Origin of the sequence: Haliscomenobacter sp. (assembly GCF_965225875.1) — a bacterium.
In the GTDB taxonomy this organism is placed as follows: Bacteria; Bacteroidota; Bacteroidia; order Chitinophagales; family Saprospiraceae; genus Haliscomenobacter.
Genome location: NZ_CBDDBS010000002.1, coordinates 4,458,218 through 4,480,569 on the forward strand (window position 1 = coordinate 4,458,218; position 22,352 = coordinate 4,480,569).

Sequence of the window (22,352 nt, forward strand, 5' to 3'; positions counted from 1 at the left end):
AACTTCTAAACTCCTAAACTTCTAAACTTATTTTGCTACCATAAACTGCCGCTGCATACTTCCTTTGCCTGTATTCAAGTGCAAAAGATAGGCGCCTGCCGGCCATTGTTGGGTAGCAATTGTATGGTTTTTGACACCTTGATTAACGGTTCTTTGGTACAACAATTGTCCTTGCAGATTAAAAATGCTGAGCACACCCTCGGTAGGCAGGTTTTGTTCAAACTCAAGGTTCAGCAAGTCCTGCGTTGGGTTGGGGTACAGTTTAACCGCAAAGGGGAGTGGCACTTCGCCCAAACCAGTTGACTGGTCAATTTCAATGTTGAAACGAGTGATGGGTAAAAAGCCACCTTTGCCATCCTGCACCACAAAGAAAAAAGCATCACTGGTGCCAGTGCCGCCATTGTGGGTATAGCGCAGGCGAGCCGCATCAATGTCCGCCTGGGTGAATTGATCACCAACTTCCAATAATTTATCCGTCAGACGTAGGCCCCCAGCAGCAGGTACCCGGGTCAAAGTGTACAGCAATTGGCTGGCCGTTGCGTCTACATCCTGGGCCTGCAAGTCGGCACCTGCGATGGTTTTGTTGTTGTTGCGGCTTACTTTTACACCCTTGTTGTTGAGCAGGGTAGGGTTGCTGGCAACAAGGTTCGAGCAGAATTCAATGACCCAGGAATTGATCGCACCTACGGTACCCGCCTCTGAACGGATGACTTGCACCCGCAAAATCCAGGCGCCTTGAATGCTTTCCCCTTGTAAAATTTTCAGGGCTTCTTTGGGCTTAAACACAATGCCATCGTCGGGAGGACAAGTTGCCGTACCGGCCGTGATGACTCCAGGGGCCTCGTCGTCAAAACCAACTTTCATAATTCCAGTCCGGCCAGTACAAGCCTGATCGTACAAAACGACCACGGTACCTTTGGGGCTTACCAAACTTACCTTAACGAGGTTGACGGTTTGGTAATCGATATCGATATTGGGAATATTGATGTCGGTGATGGTTCCTGCATCGGTCACGTTGATGCGCGATTCTACCGTGGGGTTGTTGCGGGAAGGAATGTTCACCGCCGCAGTTGAATTCTGGCGTTTGCAGGAAGTCAAGCTGGTATGAAACACAAAGGGGTCACTGTATTGACCAGGTCCACATTCGTTTTCTGGCCGCACGCGCCAGAAGTGCAAGGTGTTGTCTTTGAGAATTTTGTTTGGAGCAAAAGTATCTACCGTTACGTTGCTGGCCTGGGCCAGATTGGTCGTTCCAAATTTTGGACTTTCTGATAATTCTACGGTATAAGACCGCGCTGCTGGCGTTTTTTGCCAACGCAGTATGGTGGACAATTGGATGCCAGTTTGGCCATTGCTTGGGTTTTTCAAGGCCAGGTTGGAATAATCGGTGGAAAGGGTAACCAAAGACAAGTTGCGCAATACCGTATCGGCGCCCTGTGCTATGGCACGTAAAGTAAATTCAACCGTATCGCGCAGAACATTTTGAACTGTAAGTTTCAAAGTGCTGGTCTCTCCACCGCGCAAATTGTTGGCACTAAAAGAAGCGGTAATTCCTGAGGGCAGGCTGCCTGGCACAATGTCCAATCTTACTACATTGTTAAAACCTCCAAAAGTAGTGTTGCTGATTTTGTATTCTACCGCCGCAGGCTGGCAATTCAGTGGTAAACTATAAGGACTAACCCCCAGTGCAAAAGCAGCTGTAGGGTTCGACATGATGGCAAAATTGCTGTTGGAAATGTCAAAAAAGACATTGTCCACTGCTTCTACCTTGATCCGGGCATTGTTGGAAATCATGTTGGGCAGCGTCACTTTTTCACTGCCATCATTCAGGGCATTTTCAGCCAAAAGAAAGGGAAAACTAAAACCTCCATCTACCGAAAGGCGAATATTGACATAACGGCAATTGACTGGGGCAAGGTTGGTTTTGGCTACATCCCAAGTGATTGCTACATCGTCGCCTGCTTTCATGACTTCGGTACCTAGGTTAGGGCTTTTGACCAAAAAAGGCCCCGCCTGATCAGTCGCTTGTAGTCGAATACCTTGCCAAGCGACAGCACCTGCTGAAGGGTGATTGTCGCGTACGGTACAGCGGAAGTTGAGCTGACGGCTATAAGTGGGCAATACTTCGGTGTTGCGGCTAACATTTTCTACCAGATCGGACAGCTGAGGGAAGGTGCGCGTAGGGCTGGTAACCGGAGGTAGTGAACGAAAGATTGGTGTGGTGCCTTGGGGATCACCCAGGTTTCTTACTGGCCCCAGGTCAAATTGCTCCCAACAATAAGTCAATGGGTCACCGTCGGGGTCAGTTCCAGTGGCCGTTAAAGCGAAAGGAGTACCGATGGGAATGACCATATTGGACCGATAATTGATGCTCACACTAGGCACATTATTAGGGGTAGGGACCTGGGTTGCACAGCCGTTGCCATCCATTTCCCGACTAAAGGTAATGAACTCTTCCAGTGAACCCGTGGAGTAATAGTCATCGGATTTGTCACTTACATTGTTGTTGGTACAGGAGCCTGCATAGGACATAATGGTGCTACCACTACCGGGCTCATAGGCGCTTTCGGATGCTAGCTGGTCCTGAAAATCGGGGCAATTGTTCCAGCTGTGTTTACAGGAAAATTGGTGCCCAATTTCATGCGCCATTACCGAAACGGCAATAAAATTGATGTCAGTACGGAAAAAACAGGTTACCCCACGGCCCTTGGTATCTTTACAAACCGTGGCAGGAGCGGCAATCCCCCCAATATTGTTGGTACAGCCACGCGTAAATACATGGCCCACATCATAGCCAGTAAGTCCAATGCGGGCATTGAGTACACTTGGGTTTACAGTCAACAGGGTAGGAGCGCTGGCTGGTTCGTTGTATGGATCGGTAGCCGCATCGAGGAAAATCAGGGTATCATTGTTGTCGATCAGCATCAATTTAACCGCAGTTTCACGAATGAAAATTTGATTCACCCGGTTCAGCGCAGTATTCATAGAAGCCAATATTTTTTCAACAGTCCCACCATTGGCCTGGGCATATTCACCAGTACAAGCCAAGGCCAGGCGGTAAGTTCGCAGGGGTTGGGCCACACTACCTCGTAAGGTCAGGCCGGGTGTGGTATTGGTTGTTTCTCGCCGAGGCTCTTCTCTTGCCAATTCAGTGGTATTGAGGCCACAGCTCAATGAGGCCATTTCGGTTTGGCTCAGATCCAGATCCTTGGTAAAATAACTGAAGTAATAACCCGTAGCCTGATTTGAAGCATAGGGATCAATGTACACCATACCGTCAAGGGTGTGGATCGCGGCGTGGAATACACCAGCACCGAGGTCAAATCGCACACCAAAGGCCAGATCATCCAAACTTTTGCCACTAAAACTTTGGATACTTGGGTACTTGGCGGCCAGTTTGGGCATCATAACCGGTGATGCTTCAACGGCAAAACGCGCCATTTTGCCATTGGGCAAGGGGAGGGAAACGACCACGGGGGCATTTTTACTGCCTTCTAGCGGAGCGCGTTGGAGTACCTCTTGCAGCCTGGATAAATCAAGACTAAGGCTGCGGTATTTATTGGTAGCCAGGTCTACTTCGGCATTAAATGGCAACTGAATGGCTGATGGAGCAACATCACGCCAGTATTGCTGGTTTTCCTGGGCAAAAAGACCAGCACTATACAAAACCAGGCTCAACAGAGCGGAAAAATATCTCATACTCAATTCGGTTTATACAGCTTTAACGTTAACAAAAACCAGATCATAAATGGAGATCCAGTACTTGATGGTAAAAATACGTGCTAAACCGAATTGTGGGAGGATGCTTTGAGATTTTCGTCGGGGAAAGTATAAAAATATCGTTGGGTAGGCCTGTTTGGGCAACCGGGTTGGGGCAACCCTATGTGGTTGCCCTTGCTCGGCAACCACGTAGGGTTGCCGCTACTCTTCTTCGCCCATTTGGTTGTCAGCGCGTAAGCGGCCGAACATTGCATCAATGCGGTACATCTCATCCAGGGTATCATCCAGGTAAAAATCTACCTCTGGAATTCGTCGCACCAATTTGCGCAGGCGCTGCCCCAGGGATTGTTTCAAACGGGATTTTTCCTCTTCCATTTCCAGCAATACTTCCTGTTTGTTTTCAGTATTGTATACGCTGAGGTAAATTTTAGCTTGGCTCAGGTCGGAGGATACTTTGACATTGGTAACCGTCACCAAAGGGGTGGCTCCGTAAATGTAGCTTCCTTCATCTTGCAACACCAGACTGAAATTCCGCTTCACCAATTCCGCTACTTGTTTTTGTTTAATCGTTTCCATCCCTATGTTAGGTTTTAATCAAATTTATGTTTTATTTTTGTGGAGAAACATAAATTTTAGCACAAAAATCAACAAAAAGAATGCAAATTTCGCAATTCGTGCTTAATTTGCAAATTACTTTTAGAGCTTGCTTATTTTTTTTGTTTTAATCAGCAAAAAATATGCTGGATATTCTGGATAGCCCAATTGAATACCTCAAAGGGGTTGGCCCCAAAAAAGGTGAATTGCTGCGTAAAGAGCTCGGTATCGCTACTTTCGCAGATTTGTTGTTGGCCTATCCCAGCCGTTACATCGATAAAACCCAGTTTCACCGCATTGCTGACCTTACGGAAGACAGTGGCAACGTTCAACTCAAGGGTGTGTTGCGCCGCTTCAGCACCGAAGGTGAAGGCCGTAAAACCCGCCTGGTCGGCCAATTTCGCGATGAAAGTGGGGTCATCTCTCTGGTTTGGTTTACGGGCATTTCCTGGCTACAAAAACAATTGGTGATTGGCCAGGAATACGTGATTTACGGTCGAGTCAATGCTTTCATGGACTCTTTTTCCATTCCACATCCTGAAATGGAAGTTGTTTCTCCCGAAAATACCCAAACGGCTACGGCTTTTGCACCCGTTTATCCCAGCACAGAAAAACTCAATGCGCAAGGTTTGGATGCCAAAAGCCGCCGCCGATTGCTCAAAACTTTGCTGGAAAAACTGGAACCTGCCCATATTCCGGAGACATTACCAAATTACATCGTCAAAAAGTTCCATTTCCCGAGTCATTTTGAAGCAATGCTTTTGATTCACTTCCCACGGACGGAGGATGAACTCAAAGCAGCCAGCAATCGACTCAAGTTTGAGGAGCTTTTTTTTATGCAACTGCGCCTCTTACAAATCAAACGCCGCCGCAAGGATGAAGTAAAGGGCTATGTATTTGAAAAAATTGGCGAGTACTTCAATAATTTTTACCAAAACAAGTTGCCTTTTGAGCTTACCAATGCCCAAAAAAAGGTATTGAAAGAAATCCGCCGGGACTTAGGCTTGGGTGCTCAAATGAACCGCCTGATCCAAGGCGACGTGGGCAGTGGCAAAACCATGGTTGCTCTTTTGGCGATGTTGATGGCCCTCGACAACGGGTTTCAAACCTGTATGATGGCCCCGACCGAAATTTTGGCGCAGCAACATTTTATCTCGATCAGCAATTATTTGCAGGACTCTCCGGTAGAAGTCGCTTTTTTGTCGGGTAGCATCAAAGGAAAAGCGCGGAAACAAATTTTAGAGCGCCTCGCCGCTGGTGAAATCCATATTCTGATTGGTACCCATGCCTTGATTGAAGATTGGGTGGTTTTTAAAAACCTTGGTCTGGCCATCACTGACGAGCAACACCGCTTTGGCGTTGCGCAAAGGGCTGCCTTGTGGAAAAAGACCAAACCATTCCCCCCGCATGTACTGGTGATGACCGCTACGCCGATTCCCCGCACCCTGGCCATGACCTTGTATGGAGACCTGGATGTATCCGTCATTGATGAATTGCCACCAGGACGGAAGGATATCCTCACTTTGCACCGTACCGAAAACCATCGCTTGCGGGTGATCGGGTTTATGCGCGAGCAGATTGCACTCGGCAGGCAGGTGTACATCGTGTATCCGATGATTGAAGAGTCTGAAAAACTAGACTTACAAAACCTGATGACGGGATATGAAGCCATCTCGCGCGAGTTTCCACTCCCCGATTACCAAATCAGCATTGTGCATGGCAAAATGAAGGCGGCGGATAAGGAATTTGAAATGCAGCGCTTTGTGCGGGGAGAAACCAACATCATGGTGGCCACCACGGTCATTGAAGTAGGGGTAAACGTTCCCAATGCTACCGTGATGGTGATTGAAAATACGGAGCGTTTTGGCCTTTCGCAATTGCATCAGTTGCGTGGACGGGTGGGGCGTGGTGGCGAGCAGTCGTATTGTTTGTTGATGTCGAGTTTCAAATTGAGTAAAGATAGTAAGGAACGCATCCAAACCATGGTGCGCACCAACAACGGTTTCGAAATAGCAGAGGCTGACCTCAAACTGCGCGGCCCCGGAGATATTGAAGGCACCCAACAAAGTGGTATCGTGAACCTCCGCCTGGCCGATTTGGCCAAGGACGGGAAAATTCTGCATGCGGCACGGGAAGTAGCTGCACGCATCCTTGATGATGATCCTTATTTTAAACGCCCCGAGCATGAGATATTAGGGGTCCAATTGGCAAAAGAAAGCAAGGCAAGAAAGGTATGGAGTAGAATTAGTTAAAAAATGCAATTATGTGGGTTTCAAAAGATGCATTGTGGAAAGGAATCATCGAATTACAAATTCAGAAATTCAGGCTAACTTTGAACGAGATTTGATCACTCTAACAAAAGCTGATATTCCAATGGGACTTCGCGAAGCCATTTTAGCCGACGTAAAAAATCAGGGCCTTGAAGAGGGGCTTGAAATTGGTTTGGCCAAAGGAATTGAACAAGGTATAGAACAAGGTATAGAACAAGGAATTGAGCAAGGAATTGAGCAAGGAATTGAAATTGGTGAAGCTAACCTTCTTAGCTTGACTGTGCCTGCTCTTTACCAAAAAGGTCTAAGCGTTGAAGAAATTGCGATAATCTATCAAACTTCGATTGAAAAAATTGAAGAAGTTTTAGCTCATGCGCAAAATGAGCAGCATAAAGAAACCGACCTTGAAGAAGAATAGCTTAAGGGCAAAGAATTCACTGCCCATCCAACCAATGCAGCACATTCAATAACAACTCAGGGTTCTCCTTTGCGTTTGCTGCATTCATGCCAGTAGGTACCCGATTGGGGCCAGCTAATTGTGCACTGAACATGGCCGCCTCGCCCGATACAAAGACCCGCCCTTTGCCGTATTCCAGTGCTGCGAGCTGACACAAACCAGTTCCCGGCACAAAAGCTGTACTCTCTTCAAATTGCCAGGCTGTTTCTGGCATGAGCACTGTGTAGGTATGATTGAGCCGTAGGATTGGTTTAGCTGTGGCCGGGATTTTAAAAGCACTACCCGTAAAGGTTACGATGGTATCGATACCTACAGTAATGGGGTGCTCCTGGAGCATTTTATTGCTTTTGTAAAAACGCTCTACTGCCCTTTGGCGGTTGTCCATGGCAAAACTGTTGAGGAACTCAAAACCAAAAGCTTTCCCCAAGTCGGCAGCGGCCCCGGCAAAGGGCATGTGATCGGCGATGAGGAAAAGTTTGCCACCACCAGCTACCCAGGTTTTTACCGCCTGGATTTCGGCTGGGGTAAATGCCGAGGGGGTGGGTAGCTTCCAATTGCCATTGGCATTCAGGTTGTTCAATGGATTGGAAATGACTAAAATCTGGCATTGCGCGAGGGATTGTGCGGTAAAAGTTTCAGTGAAACTCTTTACCTGATAGCCGTCGCTGCGCAAGAGTTTGGCAAAAGCGTAAAAGCGATTGTCTGCCGTATGAAAATTCTCGTGAGCAGCATCCACGTACACAATCGGCCCGGTTCCCTCAGGGTAACGAACCTTAGAAATCGGGAAAGTAAAACTGGAATCAGGGACTTGTTGGGCGAAGCCGAACAGAGGAAATAATACCAAAAGTGTGTAGGTCAGGTGCTGCTTGAACATATGCTTAAGTTTAACAAAAAGATGAATCAAAGCTTGTTTTTGGTGGGTGAACTTGTCTTAATCCAGGATTTTTTTGACCTCTGGTTCATTGGTTGACACATTGCATACAATTTTCCATTTACCATCCGCTTGCTTTTTGCAAATGCTGACCCAGGCAAAATGGGTGCTCTCTTCAACGGTCTGTTTTTGTTCATCCAGATAGGTCAAAATCACCATTTTATCCACCACCATGTAGGCCATGGAAGCATCATCGGAAAACTCAATCCTTGGCGGGTTTACATCGGCCCATTTTTTAAACTTGACTGCATCAAAATAATTCTGTATTCGAGGGCGCGCTGCTTCAGGACTCATGGTCGTGATTTTACCATGGTTCACGGAAAGCATGTTTTGATCAAACTGCGAGATAAAGGCTTCAACATTTTTTTGGAGATGGGCATTTTGCTGTGCCTGGTGCAAGCGGAGTAGCTTTTGTTTTTCGGCTTCGAAATCGACTTTTTCTCGCTGACAAGCCAAAACAGAACATAGGATCAATAGGAGTTGAAATTTTTTCATAATGCTAATCCATAGGGAAGAGAGGCCAATTGTCACCTCTCTTCCATGCTCCGTACTGGTATTACAATGATTGTACTTTCCCCGACCCAGCCACGCTGGTTTTTACACTCGGTTTTCCATTGTAAAACACGCTGCCTGAGCCCGCAATCGAAACAGTCAATTTATCCTTGGCGTCGACATAGGCGTCACCACTTCCTGCGATGCTGACCTTGCTGCTTGCGCTTCCCAATTGGCGCACGTCTACCTTGCCACTTCCGGCAATGCTGATGCTGGTAGTGGTGGCTGAACCAGCCAGGGAAACCTCGCCACTACCGCCGATGGAAACCTTCAACTCTTCCAGGTTTTTGAAATCACTTTTGCCAAGGATTTTGCCAGAGCCGCCAATTGAAAGGGCTTTCACGGTAGGCATCGTGATGTGGATCACCACGGCCTTGTAATCCTTGATTCTTTTTTTGCCCTTGATGTTCCAGGAGCCATTTTCCACTTCCAATTCCAGGTTGTCGATGATGTTTTGTTGTGCCTCAATCTCAACGGAATGGCTGCTGCCTTGAGTCAGATAAACGGTGGCATTGATGCCCAAACCCAGGCTGTGGAAATTGTCCACATTCAGTTTTTTCTTCACAATTTCACCTTGTCCGGTGATGGCAGGGCCATTGTTGTAATTTTGACCGATTGCCGAGCTGTACCAACATACGGTCAGCAATAAAAGGAGTGTGCGAAAATGAGCAATTTTCATATTGAAGAGTTTTTTGAATCAAAGACAAGGGAAATCTGGAGAGGTTGCAATGAGCGATCAGCAATGAGCAATCAGCGATCAGCAGATCGTCGTTGGCTGATAGCTGACTGCTGACTGCTTGGAACTCTGCATCTCTTTACCTATTTTTCCAGCAGAAATCCTTTAACAGATGCAAACTTCTAGCCGCCTTCTTTCCCTCGACGTGATGCGAGGACTCACCATCGCAGGAATGATTCTGGTCAACAATCCGGGTGATTGGGGCAATGTTTACCCCCCTTTGTTGCACGCCGATTGGCATGGCTGCACGCCTACCGACTGGGTTTTTCCATTTTTTTTATTCATGGTTGGGGTGGCCATTCCACTGGCCTTGGGCAAACGTAAGGATGAGGGGGAAGATTTGCGGAAAATCTATTATAAAATCATCAGCCGCTCTTTGATCATCATTGGCATTGGTTTGTTTCTGACCGCACACCCCAATTTTTATTTTAAGGACAAAAGTAGTCCCTGGTACATCGTGCACCTGATTCTGATGGCCATTGCGATGATCTCGGTATTCACCCGGGAGGTACTGAACCAGTCTCAGTTTAAAACCGAAACCTGGCAACAACGCCGCAAATGGGTATCTTACCTGGCCCTGGCGGCAGCAGCGGGAATGGTACTTGTGGGTATCTTTTATTACGATTTTAGCACCATGCGTTTTCCGGGGGTGTTGCAGCGCATTGGGCTGGTGTACCTGGTTTGTGGTTTTTTATTCCTGAAAGCCAGTACCCGGATGCAGTTGTTGATGGGAATAGCCCTATTGTTAATCTATTGGGGCTTGATGACCCTGGTGCCGGTGCCGGGCGGAATTGCGCCCAACCTGGAGGCGGAAACCAACCTGGGCGCCTGGCTGGATCGTGCCATTTTTAGCACCAACCACCTTTGGGCAGCCGTCAAAACCTGGGACCCGGAAGGTTTGTTGAGTACCATTCCTGCGATTGGTACAGGCATTGCCGGGATGCTGACGGGGGAATGGCTACGCACCTCAAAAACAGACCACGAAAAGGTCAATGGTTTATTGGCTGTAGGAGCAATGCTTTTTGCCTTAGGTTTGATCTGGAATGAGGTTTTTCCACTCAATAAAAAAATCTGGACCAGCTCCTACGTGGTGTACATGGCGGGCATTTCCCTGTTGTTTTTGGGCACCATTTATTGGCTGGTTGACATCAAGGGCTGGAAGGGCTGGATCAAACCTTTTCAGGTGTATGGGGTCAATGCCCTTTTTGCATTTGTATTGTCGGGTGTCGTGGCGCGTATGCTGGGCACCATTAAGGTAGGAGTACCAGAGGGTGATCCCATTGGCTTGGGGGCCTGGTTGTACCAGCACAGTTTTGTGACCTTTTTGTCGCCGATGAACGCCTCCCTGGCCTGGGCGATTTGTAATGTATTGTTGATTCTGGGTGCTTGCTGGATCTTGTACCGCAACAAGATTTACATCAAGGTATAAACTGCACGGTTTAATTTAACTCAATCTTGTTGCGCCCCAATTTCACCCGACCATCATTTTCCAACTGTTTGAGCAGTCGGGAAACCGCTTCGCGGGAAGCATTCAGATCGTAGGCGATTTCCTGGTGGGTGGCATTGATTATTTTGGAATGGGTAGCCTTGGCCTTTTTATCCAGATAGGCCAAAAGGCGCTCGTCCATGTGGTGAAAAGCGATGCTGTCGATGGTGCGCACCAGCTCCATCATGCGGAAATCGTAGGTTTGCATGACGAAGTTTTTCCAACTTTGGTACTTGGTCATCCACTCGTCTACGTAGCGGATGGGAATTCCGATCATTTTGGTGTTTTCCTCGGCAATGGTGCGGATTTCACTCTTTTTGTTCATCATGCAGCAGGTGAAAGACATGGAACAGGTTTGTCCCCCTTGCAGGTAATACAAAAAAAGCTCGTGGCCATCCTCGTCTTCCCGGGACACCTTGATGGCGCCCTCAATGACCAGGGGCACCATTTTGACGTACTGACCTACGTCCATGATCACAGTTCCTGCCGAAAACTCGGTGAGTTTGCCCACGGTGGCAATTTCTTCTTGCAGCGCTTTTTCCGCAATGTTGGGAAAATGTTTGCGCACCAGTTCTAAGATCTGCTCGTCCAGCATGTTGAATCCTGAATTTTAAGCTACTATTTTGTCTTGGCCATCAATCCCAACCAAATGGAACGGGAGATGCGGAAAAGAAACACGTAAAAAAAAGCAGCGATAGCAATGAGTATGGCGAAGGACAACTCTACACTCAACTTGAACACCCAGTGCAAAAGCATCACAAAACCAATGGAAAAAAAGCCCGAAGTGATGTAGGAAATGAACATGGCTCCGTAATAAAAGCCCGGTTCGGGGAAATAGGACATCTGGCAATTGGGGCATTTTTCATGCATGTCCAAGGGGCGTTTGAAGGAAAAAGTTGGGGTGTAAAAAAGGTCACCCTCACCGCAGTTGGGGCATTTCATCCCCAGCATTCTGCTCAGCTTGGAGCTGTTTTTAGTCGTGCTCATTTGATTGAAATAACTTTAAGTAGCAGGGCATTAGGACCACTTGTTCTTTATTGCCCCTAAAAATGAATACATGAAGATGTGTTCATGTATGCTGGTAAAAAAACACTAGCGGCTTAAGGGAGAACACTGCTCTAATAAGCCAGTAACTTATGTTTTGCCTGCATCAAATGTTGCATTGGCAATTGTCGAGACATTCCAGAATGAGGGAAACATCACGTTCTTTCAGGGAATACAACATACTCCGACCTTCCCGTTTGACCGAAATCAAACCGCGCAAACGCATGTTTTGCAAATGGTGAGAGGTAAGGGACTGCTCGCTGCCCAACATGTCGCAAATTTCGGTAACCGAAAGCTTCGGGTGTTGTTCGAGCAAGTGAATGATGCCCAAGCGCATAGGGTGAGCTACCGTTTTGAGGATTGCTGCGATCCGCTCCAATTTTTCGGCTTCTTTGCTTTCAGCCGTGGAGCCATCTTTGTTGTACAATATACCACTTGGTGTTTCCATCAGGATTTGCGCTTTAGTGATTGCTGTTCGAGTGTAATGATAAGAAATATTCAGAATATACGCTTGAGGAAGGCATTAAGTTTTATCAGCGGCGAATTTGGAAGGGAAAAATAAAAACGGATACCCCTAAAACAACAAACTACAGAGAGCAACGTGGCTTCTGTAGTTGATGTAAGTGTAATTTATGGTGCCCAGAACAGGATTCGAACCTGCACACCTTGCGGCACTACCACCTCAAAGTAGCGTGTCTACCAATTTCACCATCTGGGCAAGGTATAAATGACCACGGGGGTCGAAATGCTCTTTCGTTTAGAGCGATGCAAAATTATAGTCCCCGGGGAACATATGCAAGTGCTAAGGGGCGATAAAAAAATAAATTGTTCATTTTGCCAGAGGATTAGATAAGTAAACGTTTCATTTTAAGTGCCTTATCTAATCCTCTGGCTCAGGAAAAATGAACATTTATTTTTGCCCCACTATTAAGGCTTTTTTTCAAAAGAATTTAGCCCTCCTGTGAGCGCTCGAGCGCAGCAGCGCGCAGGCGTTGCAAAAACGGCGAAGCAAAAATGAACTGCTGAAGCGTATCATTGGTGCTTTCGAGTACCTGGCTTTTGTCGCCGCGCCAGGCCAGTTTGCCTTCGTGGATCAGCACGATGTTGTCGCCAATTTCCATCACCGAGTTCATGTCGTGGGTGTTGATCACGGTGGTGATGTTTTTATCGATGGTGATGTCGCGGATCAGTTCATCGATCACGATGGCCGTTTTGGGGTCGAGCCCCGAGTTGGGTTCGTCGCAAAAGAGGTATTCGGGGTTGAGCACAATGGCCCGGGCGATCCCCACCCGTTTTTGCATCCCGCCACTGATTTCAGAGGGGTACTTTTTGTGCACCTTACCCAGGCTTACCCGCTCCAGACAGGAGTCGACCTGCATGGCTTTTTCCTTCCAGGTCATGTGGGTAAACATATCGAGAGGGAAGCGGATGTTTTCCTCTACTGACATGGAATCAAAGAGTGCCGAACCCTGAAACAACATGCCAACCTTCATGCGGATGGCGCGCATTTCCTTTTTATTCAGCTGGCTAAAATTGACATCGCCGTAAAAGATGTCGCCCGTGGTAGGCGTCACCAAGCCTACCAATATTTTTAGCAAAACCGTTTTACCAGCTCCACTTCGACCGATGATCAGGTTGGTTTTTCCGGGGAAAAACTCGGTGGTAACGCCCTTGAGCACTTCCTGATCGTTGAAAGATTTGTGTACGTCTATGGTGCGAATCATGCTGGATTAGGTTAAAATAGAGGCAATCAGGTAATCGGCCAGGAGGATCAAAATGTCGCTGAATACTACCGCATTGGTGCTGGCCTTGCCCAATTCAATGCTGCCACCTTTGACATAATAGCCCTGGTAGCAGGATACCGAAGTGAGGATAAACGCGAATACAATGGCTTTGACGAACATCATGGTGACGTTGCCGTCCTTGAAGAACGAGCGAACCCCCATGATGTAATCGTTGTGGGACAAGCTGCCCGTCAACACCATCGCCAAATAACCACCGATGACACTCACAAAAGCGGCGATGGCCACCAAGAGTGGAATCACCACCAGCGCAGCAATGATTTTAGGTAGTACCAGATACCCGGCTGTATTTACGCCCATGATTTCCATGGCATCGATGTGCTCTTTTTGGCGCATCCCGCCAATTTCGGAAGACATGTTTGAGCCCACTTTACCCGCCAATACCAGACAGGTGATGGTAGGTGCCAACTCGATGATGGTACTGTCGCGGACGATGTAGCCAATGTAATACAGCGGAACCAGGGTTCCATCCAACTGATAGGAAAACTGAACCGCCGTAACCGCCCCAATAAACAAGGAAATCAGGATGACGATGACCAGGGAGCCGATCCCAATGTCGTTCATCTGCCGGGTGGTCTCCTTGTAATACATGTAGGTCCGCTCGGGGCGAGCCAGTGCTGTACCCATCATCATGAGATAGCGGCCAAAATGGTATAACTGTCTGGAAATCATCGGTTAAAATAACAAGATTCTAAAAGAAAGGCACAAAATACGGGTTTTGGGCCGATTTGTAGAAATATTTTGTGGATTTACTAGATTTGTCCTTCAAAGACACTTTTGATCCAACATGGAAAACAACAACATTAGCATCAAAGCGGTTGAAGCAAGTGAACTGCCTTTTTTGCTGGAATTGAGCCGCGACACCTTTGTCCGCAACTACGGGCACCTGAATGATCCCCTCTATTTTCAACAGTACCTCGATAAAGCCTTCAATTTGCCCCAGTTTGAGGCCGAATGGGAGGACCCTCTCAGCCTGTTTTATTGGACGATGGTCAATGGGGAATATGCGGGGTATTGTAAATTGATGCGGGAAGCCCAGGTCAAAGGTTTAGAGGAGGCAGGTAGCCAGGTACTGGAAATCCAACGCATTTACGTAGATGATCGCTTCCAGAAATTGGGTCTGGGGAAATTGATGCTGCAAAAAGCGCAGGAGATTGCGCAGGAATCAAACTATCAGTGGATCTGGCTAGGCGTTTGGGAAAACAACCACAAAGCCATTGCCTGGTACCAATCGCAGGGCTTCGAAGCATTTGGAGAACATACCTTCTGGATGGGGGAGGACCCGCAACGGGATTGGTTGATGCGGAAAAAGGTGTGAGGAACGAGAAAAAATAGCAGTGACAAAATCACCCACTTATTTATTTCTCATTCCTAAAGTTCAAGCGATCGAGCAACGCTCAATCGCCTAAACCAATCAATTTGACCCAAAATGAACAAAAATACTCGCCCTTAATTTGTTGTTGTAAAACTCCCCACTGGGATCATAATAGGTCTCCCAGCCCTGGGTCGTGATATAATGTAAGCCTGCCCCCCAACGCATGCCAGCAATTTTGGTAGGGAAAAAGCCGCGCAATCCAAATTCAAGGGTACTACCAAATCCCGCATCGCGGCCATCCATCAATTCGTTTTCCCATTCGCTGACTCGGCGGCCATCCGGGGTTTCGCGGTCTTCGCCGAAGAGATAAAACCCACCACCAACGGTGCCAAACATAATGGGGATGTCAAAGCTGACATTTTTGATGTTGAAAGAAGGGGCCACCAGCAAGCCAAAAGCACCATGGTCTGCACGCAGGGTGAGTTGGTTCTTTCCTTTGTAAACCATATCGTTGAAAGCGGGAGTGGTAAAAGTTGCCCCATTGATCGGGCCACTGCGGCCATAACTCAGGATGCCCACTTTGAGGTGATTTTTAAACAATTGGACGCCAAAGGAAGCACCAACCGTTTTGCCTACATGCCCGTCCAGAAACATGGTACCTACTTCGGGGGTAATGAACCAGCCAATTTTGGGTTGAGGATTGTTTTGAGCTTTGGCTAAAACTTGGGTTAAGATCAAAAGAGCGATCAGCAAAATATTTTTCATGGTCATTGAATTTAAAGCTTGATTGTGAGAATGAGGGGTGAATCAAAAGGACTTAATAAGAAGGTTCCATCAGCAACGGGTTGCCTTTGCTGGAGCTACCAAACTTAAGCCGCAGGCCTGCCTGAGCCGACCAGACAAACTTTTGAGAGTCGCCACTGGCACCTACTGCCGGGCCAATCAGTGTTTTGACAAATAGCGCTGATCGTTTGGATACCTGGTAGGCGAGGTTAGCGTGAATCGTTGTACTGTTGTTTTCAAAGATGGCGGATGGCCGCACCTGAAAAAACGTGGGAAAACTCACCCCACTTTGGAAATGTAGCCGCTCACTCGTTTTTACATTGACAATCAAGCCTGGATCCAGCATGATTGCGGTGCTGGCCAGGATTTCATCACGCACATCATTGTTGTCGGGATCGATGATGCCCTGAAAACGCACTCCGGGGCGAAAAAAGAAATGCAGCTCAATTTGTTCATTTTGGTAAAGTTGCCAGGTAGTGGGTAGGCTGAAGGTACTGGCATAACCTTCGCGGATGGGTTTGGCGTCGATAAAGCGATACTGTGGAACAGCCAGTTGTAGCTCTGCCCCCATACGTAGCCGAGGGTTCATTTGTAAGCGGTAGGCCAGGTTGGTGAATACCTGATCCTGAATCGAGGTGCCGACTGATAGGTCGAGCAAGCCCTGTGCGGAGAGGGTGTTGAACCCCAACAGTAGGGTAACCAGGGCCAAAAGCCCCGCATTTTTTCTTTGTTTCATCTTGATCAAATTGTGGTGTTGAATGATGAAACAAAGATGCAGGTAGAGCCCCCTTTAAGTCATTGATATAGGTTTAGAAAGCAAAAGAAGTGATTGATGTAGATCAATAGACTTGATGAATAGAAGCTCATCCGGCAATTTCTTTGCGGATTCTGCTCAGTGCTTCAGGCGTAATGCCCAGGTAGGAAGCAATCATGTATTGTGGTACCCTTTGAAAAATATGAGGCTTTTCTTTTAACAATTTAAGGTAACGGGCTTTACCATCCAAGCTGGTCAATTCGTTGTTGCGCTCTACAACGGTTGCCAAAGCGTATTCTACGAACCTGCGACCAAGCGTAGCCAACTGGATAGAGTGAGAAAACAATACTTCGGCATCATTGCGATGCATAATGAATGCTTTGGTCGCTTCGATGGCATCGATATTGAAGAGGGAAGGTTTTTTTAAAAAATAACTGCCACTTTCGTTAAACATGCTGTTTTCCAGGAAAATATTGCGAATGGACTCTTTGTTGCCATTGAAGTTGTAGATGCGGAGTGCACCTGCAATCACAAAAATAGTATGGTGGTGCACCTCACCTTCCTGCAGGATGAGTTCTCCTTTTTTGTATTCTACATATTTGAACAAAGGCAGAGCAAATGCCCAATCGGCATCACTGAGTGGAACAATACGGTCGAAGGTTTGTTTGAGCGCATCGTACATGCAGGATGATTTTCGGATTGTGCATTTGCTCTAATGAAACTTTAAGTAAGTTCTAACGCATCGGCGGCCGCCGTCTCTTGCTGCTGCCCCCACCCTTCTGCATCATTTGGCCACGCATGGCACCCATGCGGTTGGCGGCGTTGAGTTGGCCTTTATTTTGTTTGAGGGCTTTGTCAAATTCCTCGATCTGGTTTTTGATCATGCCCTCGGTTACTTTCAAACTTTTGATGTTGCGCATGTGCGCTTCGGCTTCCTTGATTTTGCCTTTATTGGCTTTGATGCTGGCCAGTTGGAGTTCAATCATGGCCTTCTCATTGTCGGTCGGCAATTTTAAGGATTGCGCTTTATTGAGGTATACTTCACCTGCTTCGGTATCTTTCTCCGACATGGCCATGGTGCCTTTGAGCATGTAATAGTACGCGCGATTGGTGACGTAGAGCCAATCTGGCTTCAAGGTCAGGTTGAGGCGTTGGGTAGCCGCAGCCATGTCGCCCGACTGCATGATTTCAGCTGCGGATTGTACGGTGCCCAGCAGGACATAACCTACAGTGAGGCCCAAACCAATCAGAATGAAGGGGAAACCATACCAAAATCCAAAAGCTGCTGAAAGCGCAATGCCCCCCAGGGTCAAAACCGCCATCAGCGCAAAACGCAAATAAATATTGATTGTAAACATCCTCGCTGTTTTTTGCGGCAAAGGTAGCCAGTACTACGGATACTTCAAACAAGTGCTGAAACATTAATCACAATTGATCCCGAACTGCTTTTGCTCCTTTAACCATGTTGAACAATTTTTGTCGGGAAGCCCAGCGGGCGGTTTGGCTCAGGCCACAATCCGGGGCCACGGCCAGTTTTTCCGCTGGAACATATTGCAAGCAACGTTTGATGCGCTCGATCACATCGGCTTCCGTCTCGATGTAGTAGTTTTTGACATCGATGATGCCTACGGCTACATCCATTTTTTCAGCAAAAGGGGCCAATAGTTCAATTTCAGTGAACTCCCGGTTGGCCATTTCAATGTGGATTTCATCTACATTCAGGTCTAAAAAATCGGGAATCATCGGTTTAATGCTGCGAAAACCGACTGGCCGGCCCTTGAAGTTGCCAAAACACATGTGGGTCGACAAACGACACTTGCCCTGGATGGATTCCACGGTGCGGTTGAAGATGTCGACAAAACGTTTGGTGTCTTCCTTGTAGGCGTAACAACTCATCGAGGGTTCATCTACGGTGATTTCGGTGCAACCCGCCGCTACCAAATCTTCCAGTTCTTTGCGGACGATGGGCATTAGGGCCTCGGTGATCTCGTAACGATCCTTGTACTGCTCATTGGGCAACATGCGGCCACTGAGGGTATAGGGCCCGGGTACACTGGTTTTCAAGGTAGGGCCAGCAGGGGCCAGTTTTTTGAGGCGCAAGTACTCTTTGACGGCACCCAGCCCTTCGGGTGCGCGCAAGGGTTCAACAATGCTGTGTTTGCCCCTTTGGTCGTGGGCGGCTGGGCCAAACTTGCGGGTCTCCGTTTCATTGTTTTGAATCCCCTTGATGTAACCGTAAAAGGAAAGGTTGAAATCCAGGCGGGTTTGTTCGCCATCGGTGATGACATCCAGCCCGGCACTGACCTGGTCGTGGATGGCGGTGATCACCGCGTCTTCGATCATTTCTTCGATGTCGGCCCGGCCAAATTGCCCCATATGGCGGGTTGCGAATTCCAGCCAGCCCGGGAAGGGGTAACTTCCAACAACGTTGGTGCGAATGGGTGTAGGTTGCATTTTGGGTTGAAGTGTTGAAAAGTTTAGGGTTGAAAAGTCATTAGTAAAGGAATGGAAATCCTTCGACATTTCAACATTTCAGCTCTTCAACTTTTCAACTCTTTTCAATTTTACTTGCTTCGCCTTTTGCTTAAACAACACCGTACGTTCGGAAGCGATCAGTACCCGTTTGTCATTCACATACCCAATCGACTCGTACTGGGTAGGCACCAAGGGTGGTTTTTTGACCTTGGTTTTGCTGAGGGTGCCCTTAAAAAACTGGTTGCCGGGAAAATCTGACAAGGTCCAGATGGTAGTGCGGGTTTTGGGCAAAAGCCCCAGGAAGGTCATGCGGTAAAAGTAGGACAAGAGCGCAATCTGGTGCCCATTGGGACTCAGCGCCGCCCCGGTCACAACCCGCTTGGGTAACAATAAACTATCTCGCAAAATGGCCGTATATTTCCCCGGCTGAGTAGGCAATACGTAGTGCTTGGTGTAGTAATTCCCGGCGCCTACGCGGTTTTTGGAAAAAATATGCAGGGAGTCGCGAAACCACAAAAAACCTTCGGCATCAAAATTCCATTGGGGTAGGGGAGGTGGAAAAGCCACCTGATCCGGGTACTTGAACAGGATGGAATCCAGTTGCCGAGTACGGGGATGATAGCGGTAAATGCGCAAATCCTCCCGCCGATTGAGGTTGTTGCCAAAATCACCCAGGTACAAAAAGCCTCTGGAATCGGCAGTTATGTCCTCCCAGTCGCGGTTTTGGATGCCGGGAATGGCTACGCGCTGGCGCACTCTGCCGCGCCCGTCGGTGAGCAGAAGGCGAGGCCGGTCGCCACCGTCGTTGTGCCACCAGATGCTGTCGGGGGCCGTGATGTATAGCCCTGAAACTTCCACAAAATCGGGCGGAAGCACGAATTTTTTCTTCTGAGCGGGAACCAGGGAGGGTAATATTAAGGTTAATGCTAGGAGAATCAGATGGTTGCGCATGATTTGAATTTAAAAAATGCTGAGTCAACAAATGCTGAGCTCCAAAAATAACCGAATTTCACATGGGTATTCCTTTTCACCTCCACGAAATCGATCAGGTTTTTCCTCCTAAAGTGCTGATGGAAGGGGAAGACCTTTGGCTGGACGGCGCACTCGTTGGCCTGGAAGAGTACCGGAATACCTGGAGCGCTAAGGTTTATGCCGGAAAAATCGAGCAGGTATCGCTCAAAGTGCGGGGCAAAGAGGTGATTGCCGTGAGTTGTACTTGCGCGGTGAAAGGGCTTTGTGCACATGTGGCGGCACTGGCCTTGGGGGTGGAGGAGAGTTTGGAGGGGTAGTGCCGCTAACCATAGGTAGTTGTAGGGTTCTATTCGTCATAAGCATCACATCTTCTGAACACAATTAATTGCTTAAGTGCCTGAAAACTGCTTTTCGCTTCCCAAGATTCTGCGTATTCCGTGATGTCATTCAGTCCTTCTTCCCAGGGCTCGTTATTAAAAGTACATTCCCCAATGATTGTTCCATCTGCAAGTTTTGCGATATAAAGTTTAAGCCAATTAAATTTATTCGAAGTGAGCTTGTTTTTTATTTTGTCTTTGACGATTTCAAAAAATGGTTCGTTTTGGGGTTCCTCATCCCATTGTCCTTGGAGGACCAGATTACCCAATTTGGGATGCCAGAGGATTTCTTTGCCATTCGTCGTATAAAAATCCAAGTTAGGATTATGAGTTTCCGAAAAACTGTCCATTAGTGTCAAAAAAGTCGTATAAATGTAGTTGTCTATTACATGATTTACCTTGTCTTTTATAGTTGCCCCAATTCCTGCAATCTGTTCTTCAATTCCATTCGGAAAATATTTGGATTGAATGGTCAATACCATTAATTGTAAAACACTAGGATGATTATTGGGATTGTCAATAATTGCCGTCGCAATTTCAATTTCATGATCAACAAGCAACGCAAGGTATTGTGGATGCTTTTCAACATTATATTCTAGCTGGATAAGTCTATTCTTTAACGTTTCAATTAAGTATGAATTGAGATCTACAGGCGTTGTTAACTCCTGTTTTTTACCCTGATTGCTGTCTGATGATTTTTTTTTAAAAAAGTCAAATAGTCCCATTTTGGAAGATTTTTTCAATGTAAAAAGGCAGCGAAAAGATGGCCATGATGTAAAGGTCTAGATCAAGATAAACAATCACCCCAACAACGCCAATTCCTCCTCCAATATCTGCTCCATCTCTTCCTTACTGCGTCCCTCTACCAACCAATGTACAATCAAACGCTCAGCAACTTCCAGAGTCTCTTCAGACAGGACCAAGGGGATCACCAACTCATTCAAAGGATTATCCTCGTCAACAGGAAAAGTGTCTAACCAGGCTGAAATGAAAAAATCATCTGGCTCTTCAATGGCTTCCTGGATGATGCGGACCGCACGATTGAGGGGTTTTACTTCAGCGCTAAAAATGGGATTGCCGTCACGGTGTTTATCTCCATTGCGGGCGAAGACGTTGATATATGGGGCATAGGCAAATTGGTGCTTTTCAGCTAAAGCATCAAAACGAGCCTTCCAAAGCGCCTCGGCGGCGTCGTAAATTTCCGGGTGATCCAGGAAATCGGGAAAGAGTAGCTTTGCCATCTTTTTACGATTTGATGAAAAACAAAAATAATAAAAAAACAACTACCATACAGATAAAGGCAATCCCTCCCAAAACCTCAATATCTATTCTTAAGTTCCCTTTGTCTCGCGAATAAAATGACCTTTTTTTGGGTGCATCAATACCTCCTTCGATATTTTCGATGAATCTTCGGGCATCCATCAACTGTTTTTTCCTTTCTTCCTTTTCTTTTTTCGTTAGTTGGCCTTCAAGGTCTTCCAATAATTTCAAACCATCTTTTTTACTCAAAGGAGTATCTTGAGACCATGATACGGATTTCTCAGTATCCCCACCCTGAGCTTGGATTCTACCGCGATGCTTATTTGCCATTGCCTAATTTGTTTTAGCTGTTTATCTGCAAAGTCCTATCCTATTGCAACTTATCCCAAGTCTTTTCCTTAGTTTTGTTCAAGATCAAAAGCAGTACAAATCTGCTAATTTTTATTACATTTTGCAAATTTATTTTACAAATATTTTTTAACATGGTTGACGAAGGTTTTGCGGAACGCCTTAAAATATTGGCCAAAAAGCTGGGTTTGAAACAGCACAACATTTACAAGGACATGGGCACCAGCTCCGCCCGGGTCAGCAACGTGTTTAACTCTGTCAACAACCCCAGCTACGAATTTTTGCAAAGCTTTCTTAGTGCATACCCCATTGTCAACGCCAATTGGTTGCTTACGGGTGAAGGCGAGATGTTACTCTACGACGTTGAGGTCAGGGAATCCGATGAGAGAAAATGGTCTACCCCTGATTTGCGCAAAAGAATCGATCGGGTTGAAGCATTTTTGAAAGGGAAATTTGATGACTTTGAGTAGTCAACT

General features: G+C 47.0%; 25 protein-coding genes and 1 tRNA gene. 6 read left to right on the top strand and 20 right to left on the bottom strand.

What is annotated here, in order from left to right:
• Positions 1-27: 27 nt before the first annotated feature.
• Both ACO08K_RS20090 and rbfA read right to left on the bottom strand, forming a co-directional pair.
• Positions 28-3,699, bottom strand: a complete 3,672-nt coding sequence (locus ACO08K_RS20090; RefSeq protein ID WP_421798208.1) for a reprolysin-like metallopeptidase — start codon at positions 3,697-3,699, stop codon at positions 28-30.
• A 222-nt stretch (positions 3,700-3,921) separates the two neighbouring features.
• Complete coding sequence (gene rbfA / locus ACO08K_RS20095) at positions 3,922-4,296, bottom strand: 30S ribosome-binding factor RbfA (RefSeq protein ID WP_421798209.1); 375 nt, start codon at positions 4,294-4,296, stop codon at positions 3,922-3,924.
• A 161-nt stretch (positions 4,297-4,457) separates the two neighbouring features.
• Here rbfA and recG point away from each other — a divergent pair, with 161 nt between their 5' ends.
• Complete coding sequence (gene recG / locus ACO08K_RS20100; RefSeq protein WP_421798210.1) at positions 4,458-6,566, top strand: ATP-dependent DNA helicase RecG; 2,109 nt, start codon at positions 4,458-4,460, stop codon at positions 6,564-6,566.
• A gap of 34 nt (positions 6,567-6,600) precedes the next feature.
• Entirely contained in the window at positions 6,601-7,002 is a 402-nt protein-coding gene (locus ACO08K_RS20105) for a hypothetical protein (protein ID WP_421798211.1), read from the top strand.
• A gap of 16 nt (positions 7,003-7,018) precedes the next feature.
• Here the strand turns inward: ACO08K_RS20105 and ACO08K_RS20110 are convergent, their stop codons facing one another.
• From ACO08K_RS20110 to ACO08K_RS20120, 3 genes are all read right to left on the bottom strand, one after another.
• Positions 7,019-7,915 (bottom strand): DUF4350 domain-containing protein, encoded by an 897-nt coding sequence (locus ACO08K_RS20110; protein ID WP_421798212.1) that lies wholly within the window; start codon positions 7,913-7,915, stop codon positions 7,019-7,021.
• 57 nt (positions 7,916-7,972) lie between these two features.
• The gene (locus ACO08K_RS20115) at positions 7,973-8,467 is read right to left on the bottom strand and encodes a hypothetical protein (protein ID WP_421798213.1); all 495 of its coding nucleotides are present in this window, start codon (positions 8,465-8,467) and stop codon (positions 7,973-7,975) included.
• 61 nt (positions 8,468-8,528) lie between these two features.
• Entirely contained in the window at positions 8,529-9,203 is a 675-nt protein-coding gene (locus ACO08K_RS20120) for a head GIN domain-containing protein (RefSeq protein ID WP_421798214.1), read from the bottom strand.
• Positions 9,204-9,372: 169 nt separating this feature from the next.
• Here ACO08K_RS20120 and ACO08K_RS20125 point away from each other — a divergent pair, with 169 nt between their 5' ends.
• Entirely contained in the window at positions 9,373-10,689 is a 1,317-nt protein-coding gene (locus tag ACO08K_RS20125; RefSeq protein WP_421798215.1) for an acyltransferase family protein, read from the top strand.
• A gap of 10 nt (positions 10,690-10,699) precedes the next feature.
• Here ACO08K_RS20125 and ACO08K_RS20130 read toward each other — a convergent pair whose 3' ends face one another.
• From ACO08K_RS20130 to ACO08K_RS20155, 6 genes are all read right to left on the bottom strand, one after another.
• Positions 10,700-11,341: a Crp/Fnr family transcriptional regulator gene (locus ACO08K_RS20130; protein WP_421798216.1), complete on the bottom strand. Its 642-nt coding sequence runs from the start codon at positions 11,339-11,341 to the stop codon at positions 10,700-10,702.
• A 23-nt stretch (positions 11,342-11,364) separates the two neighbouring features.
• Positions 11,365-11,733, bottom strand: coding sequence for a DUF983 domain-containing protein (locus ACO08K_RS20135; RefSeq protein ID WP_421798217.1), 369 nt, complete (start codon positions 11,731-11,733; stop codon positions 11,365-11,367).
• A gap of 163 nt (positions 11,734-11,896) precedes the next feature.
• On the bottom strand, positions 11,897-12,238 hold the full coding sequence (locus tag ACO08K_RS20140; RefSeq protein ID WP_320031631.1) for a metalloregulator ArsR/SmtB family transcription factor: 342 nt from the start codon (positions 12,236-12,238) through the stop codon (positions 11,897-11,899).
• A 185-nt stretch (positions 12,239-12,423) separates the two neighbouring features.
• Positions 12,424-12,508 (bottom strand) — tRNA-Leu (locus tag ACO08K_RS20145).
• A 232-nt stretch (positions 12,509-12,740) separates the two neighbouring features.
• On the bottom strand, positions 12,741-13,514 hold the full coding sequence (locus ACO08K_RS20150) for an ABC transporter ATP-binding protein (RefSeq protein WP_421798218.1): 774 nt from the start codon (positions 13,512-13,514) through the stop codon (positions 12,741-12,743).
• A 6-nt stretch (positions 13,515-13,520) separates the two neighbouring features.
• Complete coding sequence (locus ACO08K_RS20155) at positions 13,521-14,264, bottom strand: MlaE family ABC transporter permease (protein WP_421798219.1); 744 nt, start codon at positions 14,262-14,264, stop codon at positions 13,521-13,523.
• Positions 14,265-14,379: 115 nt separating this feature from the next.
• Here ACO08K_RS20155 and ACO08K_RS20160 point away from each other — a divergent pair, with 115 nt between their 5' ends.
• Positions 14,380-14,910 (top strand): GNAT family N-acetyltransferase, encoded by a 531-nt coding sequence (locus ACO08K_RS20160; protein ID WP_421798220.1) that lies wholly within the window; start codon positions 14,380-14,382, stop codon positions 14,908-14,910.
• A gap of 96 nt (positions 14,911-15,006) precedes the next feature.
• Here ACO08K_RS20160 and ACO08K_RS20165 read toward each other — a convergent pair whose 3' ends face one another.
• The 6 genes from ACO08K_RS20165 to ACO08K_RS20190 all read right to left on the bottom strand — a co-directional run bounded on the left by ACO08K_RS20165 (position 15,007) and on the right by ACO08K_RS20190 (position 19,870).
• Complete coding sequence (locus ACO08K_RS20165; protein ID WP_421798221.1) at positions 15,007-15,672, bottom strand: hypothetical protein; 666 nt, start codon at positions 15,670-15,672, stop codon at positions 15,007-15,009.
• 52 nt (positions 15,673-15,724) lie between these two features.
• Positions 15,725-16,426, bottom strand: a complete 702-nt coding sequence (locus ACO08K_RS20170; protein WP_421798222.1) for a hypothetical protein — start codon at positions 16,424-16,426, stop codon at positions 15,725-15,727.
• 127 nt (positions 16,427-16,553) lie between these two features.
• On the bottom strand, positions 16,554-17,126 hold the full coding sequence (locus ACO08K_RS20175) for a Crp/Fnr family transcriptional regulator (protein ID WP_421798223.1): 573 nt from the start codon (positions 17,124-17,126) through the stop codon (positions 16,554-16,556).
• A gap of 52 nt (positions 17,127-17,178) precedes the next feature.
• Positions 17,179-17,802: a hypothetical protein gene (locus ACO08K_RS20180; protein ID WP_421798224.1), complete on the bottom strand. Its 624-nt coding sequence runs from the start codon at positions 17,800-17,802 to the stop codon at positions 17,179-17,181.
• A gap of 67 nt (positions 17,803-17,869) precedes the next feature.
• A complete protein-coding gene (locus tag ACO08K_RS20185) occupies positions 17,870-18,898 on the bottom strand; it encodes a methionine synthase (protein WP_421798225.1) in 1,029 nt (342 codons plus the stop codon).
• Positions 18,899-18,976: 78 nt separating this feature from the next.
• On the bottom strand, positions 18,977-19,870 hold the full coding sequence (locus ACO08K_RS20190) for a hypothetical protein (protein ID WP_421798226.1): 894 nt from the start codon (positions 19,868-19,870) through the stop codon (positions 18,977-18,979).
• Between the two features lie 62 nt (positions 19,871-19,932).
• On the opposite strand from ACO08K_RS20190, the gene ACO08K_RS20195 reads away from it, so the two are divergent.
• Positions 19,933-20,208 (top strand): SWIM zinc finger family protein, encoded by a 276-nt coding sequence (locus ACO08K_RS20195; RefSeq protein WP_421798227.1) that lies wholly within the window; start codon positions 19,933-19,935, stop codon positions 20,206-20,208.
• Between the two features lie 29 nt (positions 20,209-20,237).
• Here the strand turns inward: ACO08K_RS20195 and ACO08K_RS20200 are convergent, their stop codons facing one another.
• From ACO08K_RS20200 to ACO08K_RS20210, 3 genes are all read right to left on the bottom strand, one after another.
• Positions 20,238-20,993 carry a DUF6348 family protein gene (locus ACO08K_RS20200; RefSeq protein ID WP_421798228.1) on the bottom strand — a complete coding sequence of 252 codons (756 nt, stop codon included), beginning with the start codon at positions 20,991-20,993 and terminating at the stop codon, positions 20,238-20,240.
• A gap of 75 nt (positions 20,994-21,068) precedes the next feature.
• Positions 21,069-21,509: a hypothetical protein gene (locus ACO08K_RS20205; RefSeq protein ID WP_421798229.1), complete on the bottom strand. Its 441-nt coding sequence runs from the start codon at positions 21,507-21,509 to the stop codon at positions 21,069-21,071.
• Positions 21,510-21,513: 4 nt separating this feature from the next.
• On the bottom strand, positions 21,514-21,858 hold the full coding sequence (locus ACO08K_RS20210) for a hypothetical protein (RefSeq protein ID WP_421798230.1): 345 nt from the start codon (positions 21,856-21,858) through the stop codon (positions 21,514-21,516).
• Positions 21,859-22,010: 152 nt separating this feature from the next.
• Between ACO08K_RS20210 and ACO08K_RS20215 the strand changes: the two genes are divergently transcribed.
• On the top strand, positions 22,011-22,346 hold the full coding sequence (locus ACO08K_RS20215) for a helix-turn-helix domain-containing protein (protein ID WP_421798231.1): 336 nt from the start codon (positions 22,011-22,013) through the stop codon (positions 22,344-22,346).
• The last annotated feature ends 6 nt before the right edge of the window (positions 22,347-22,352 follow it).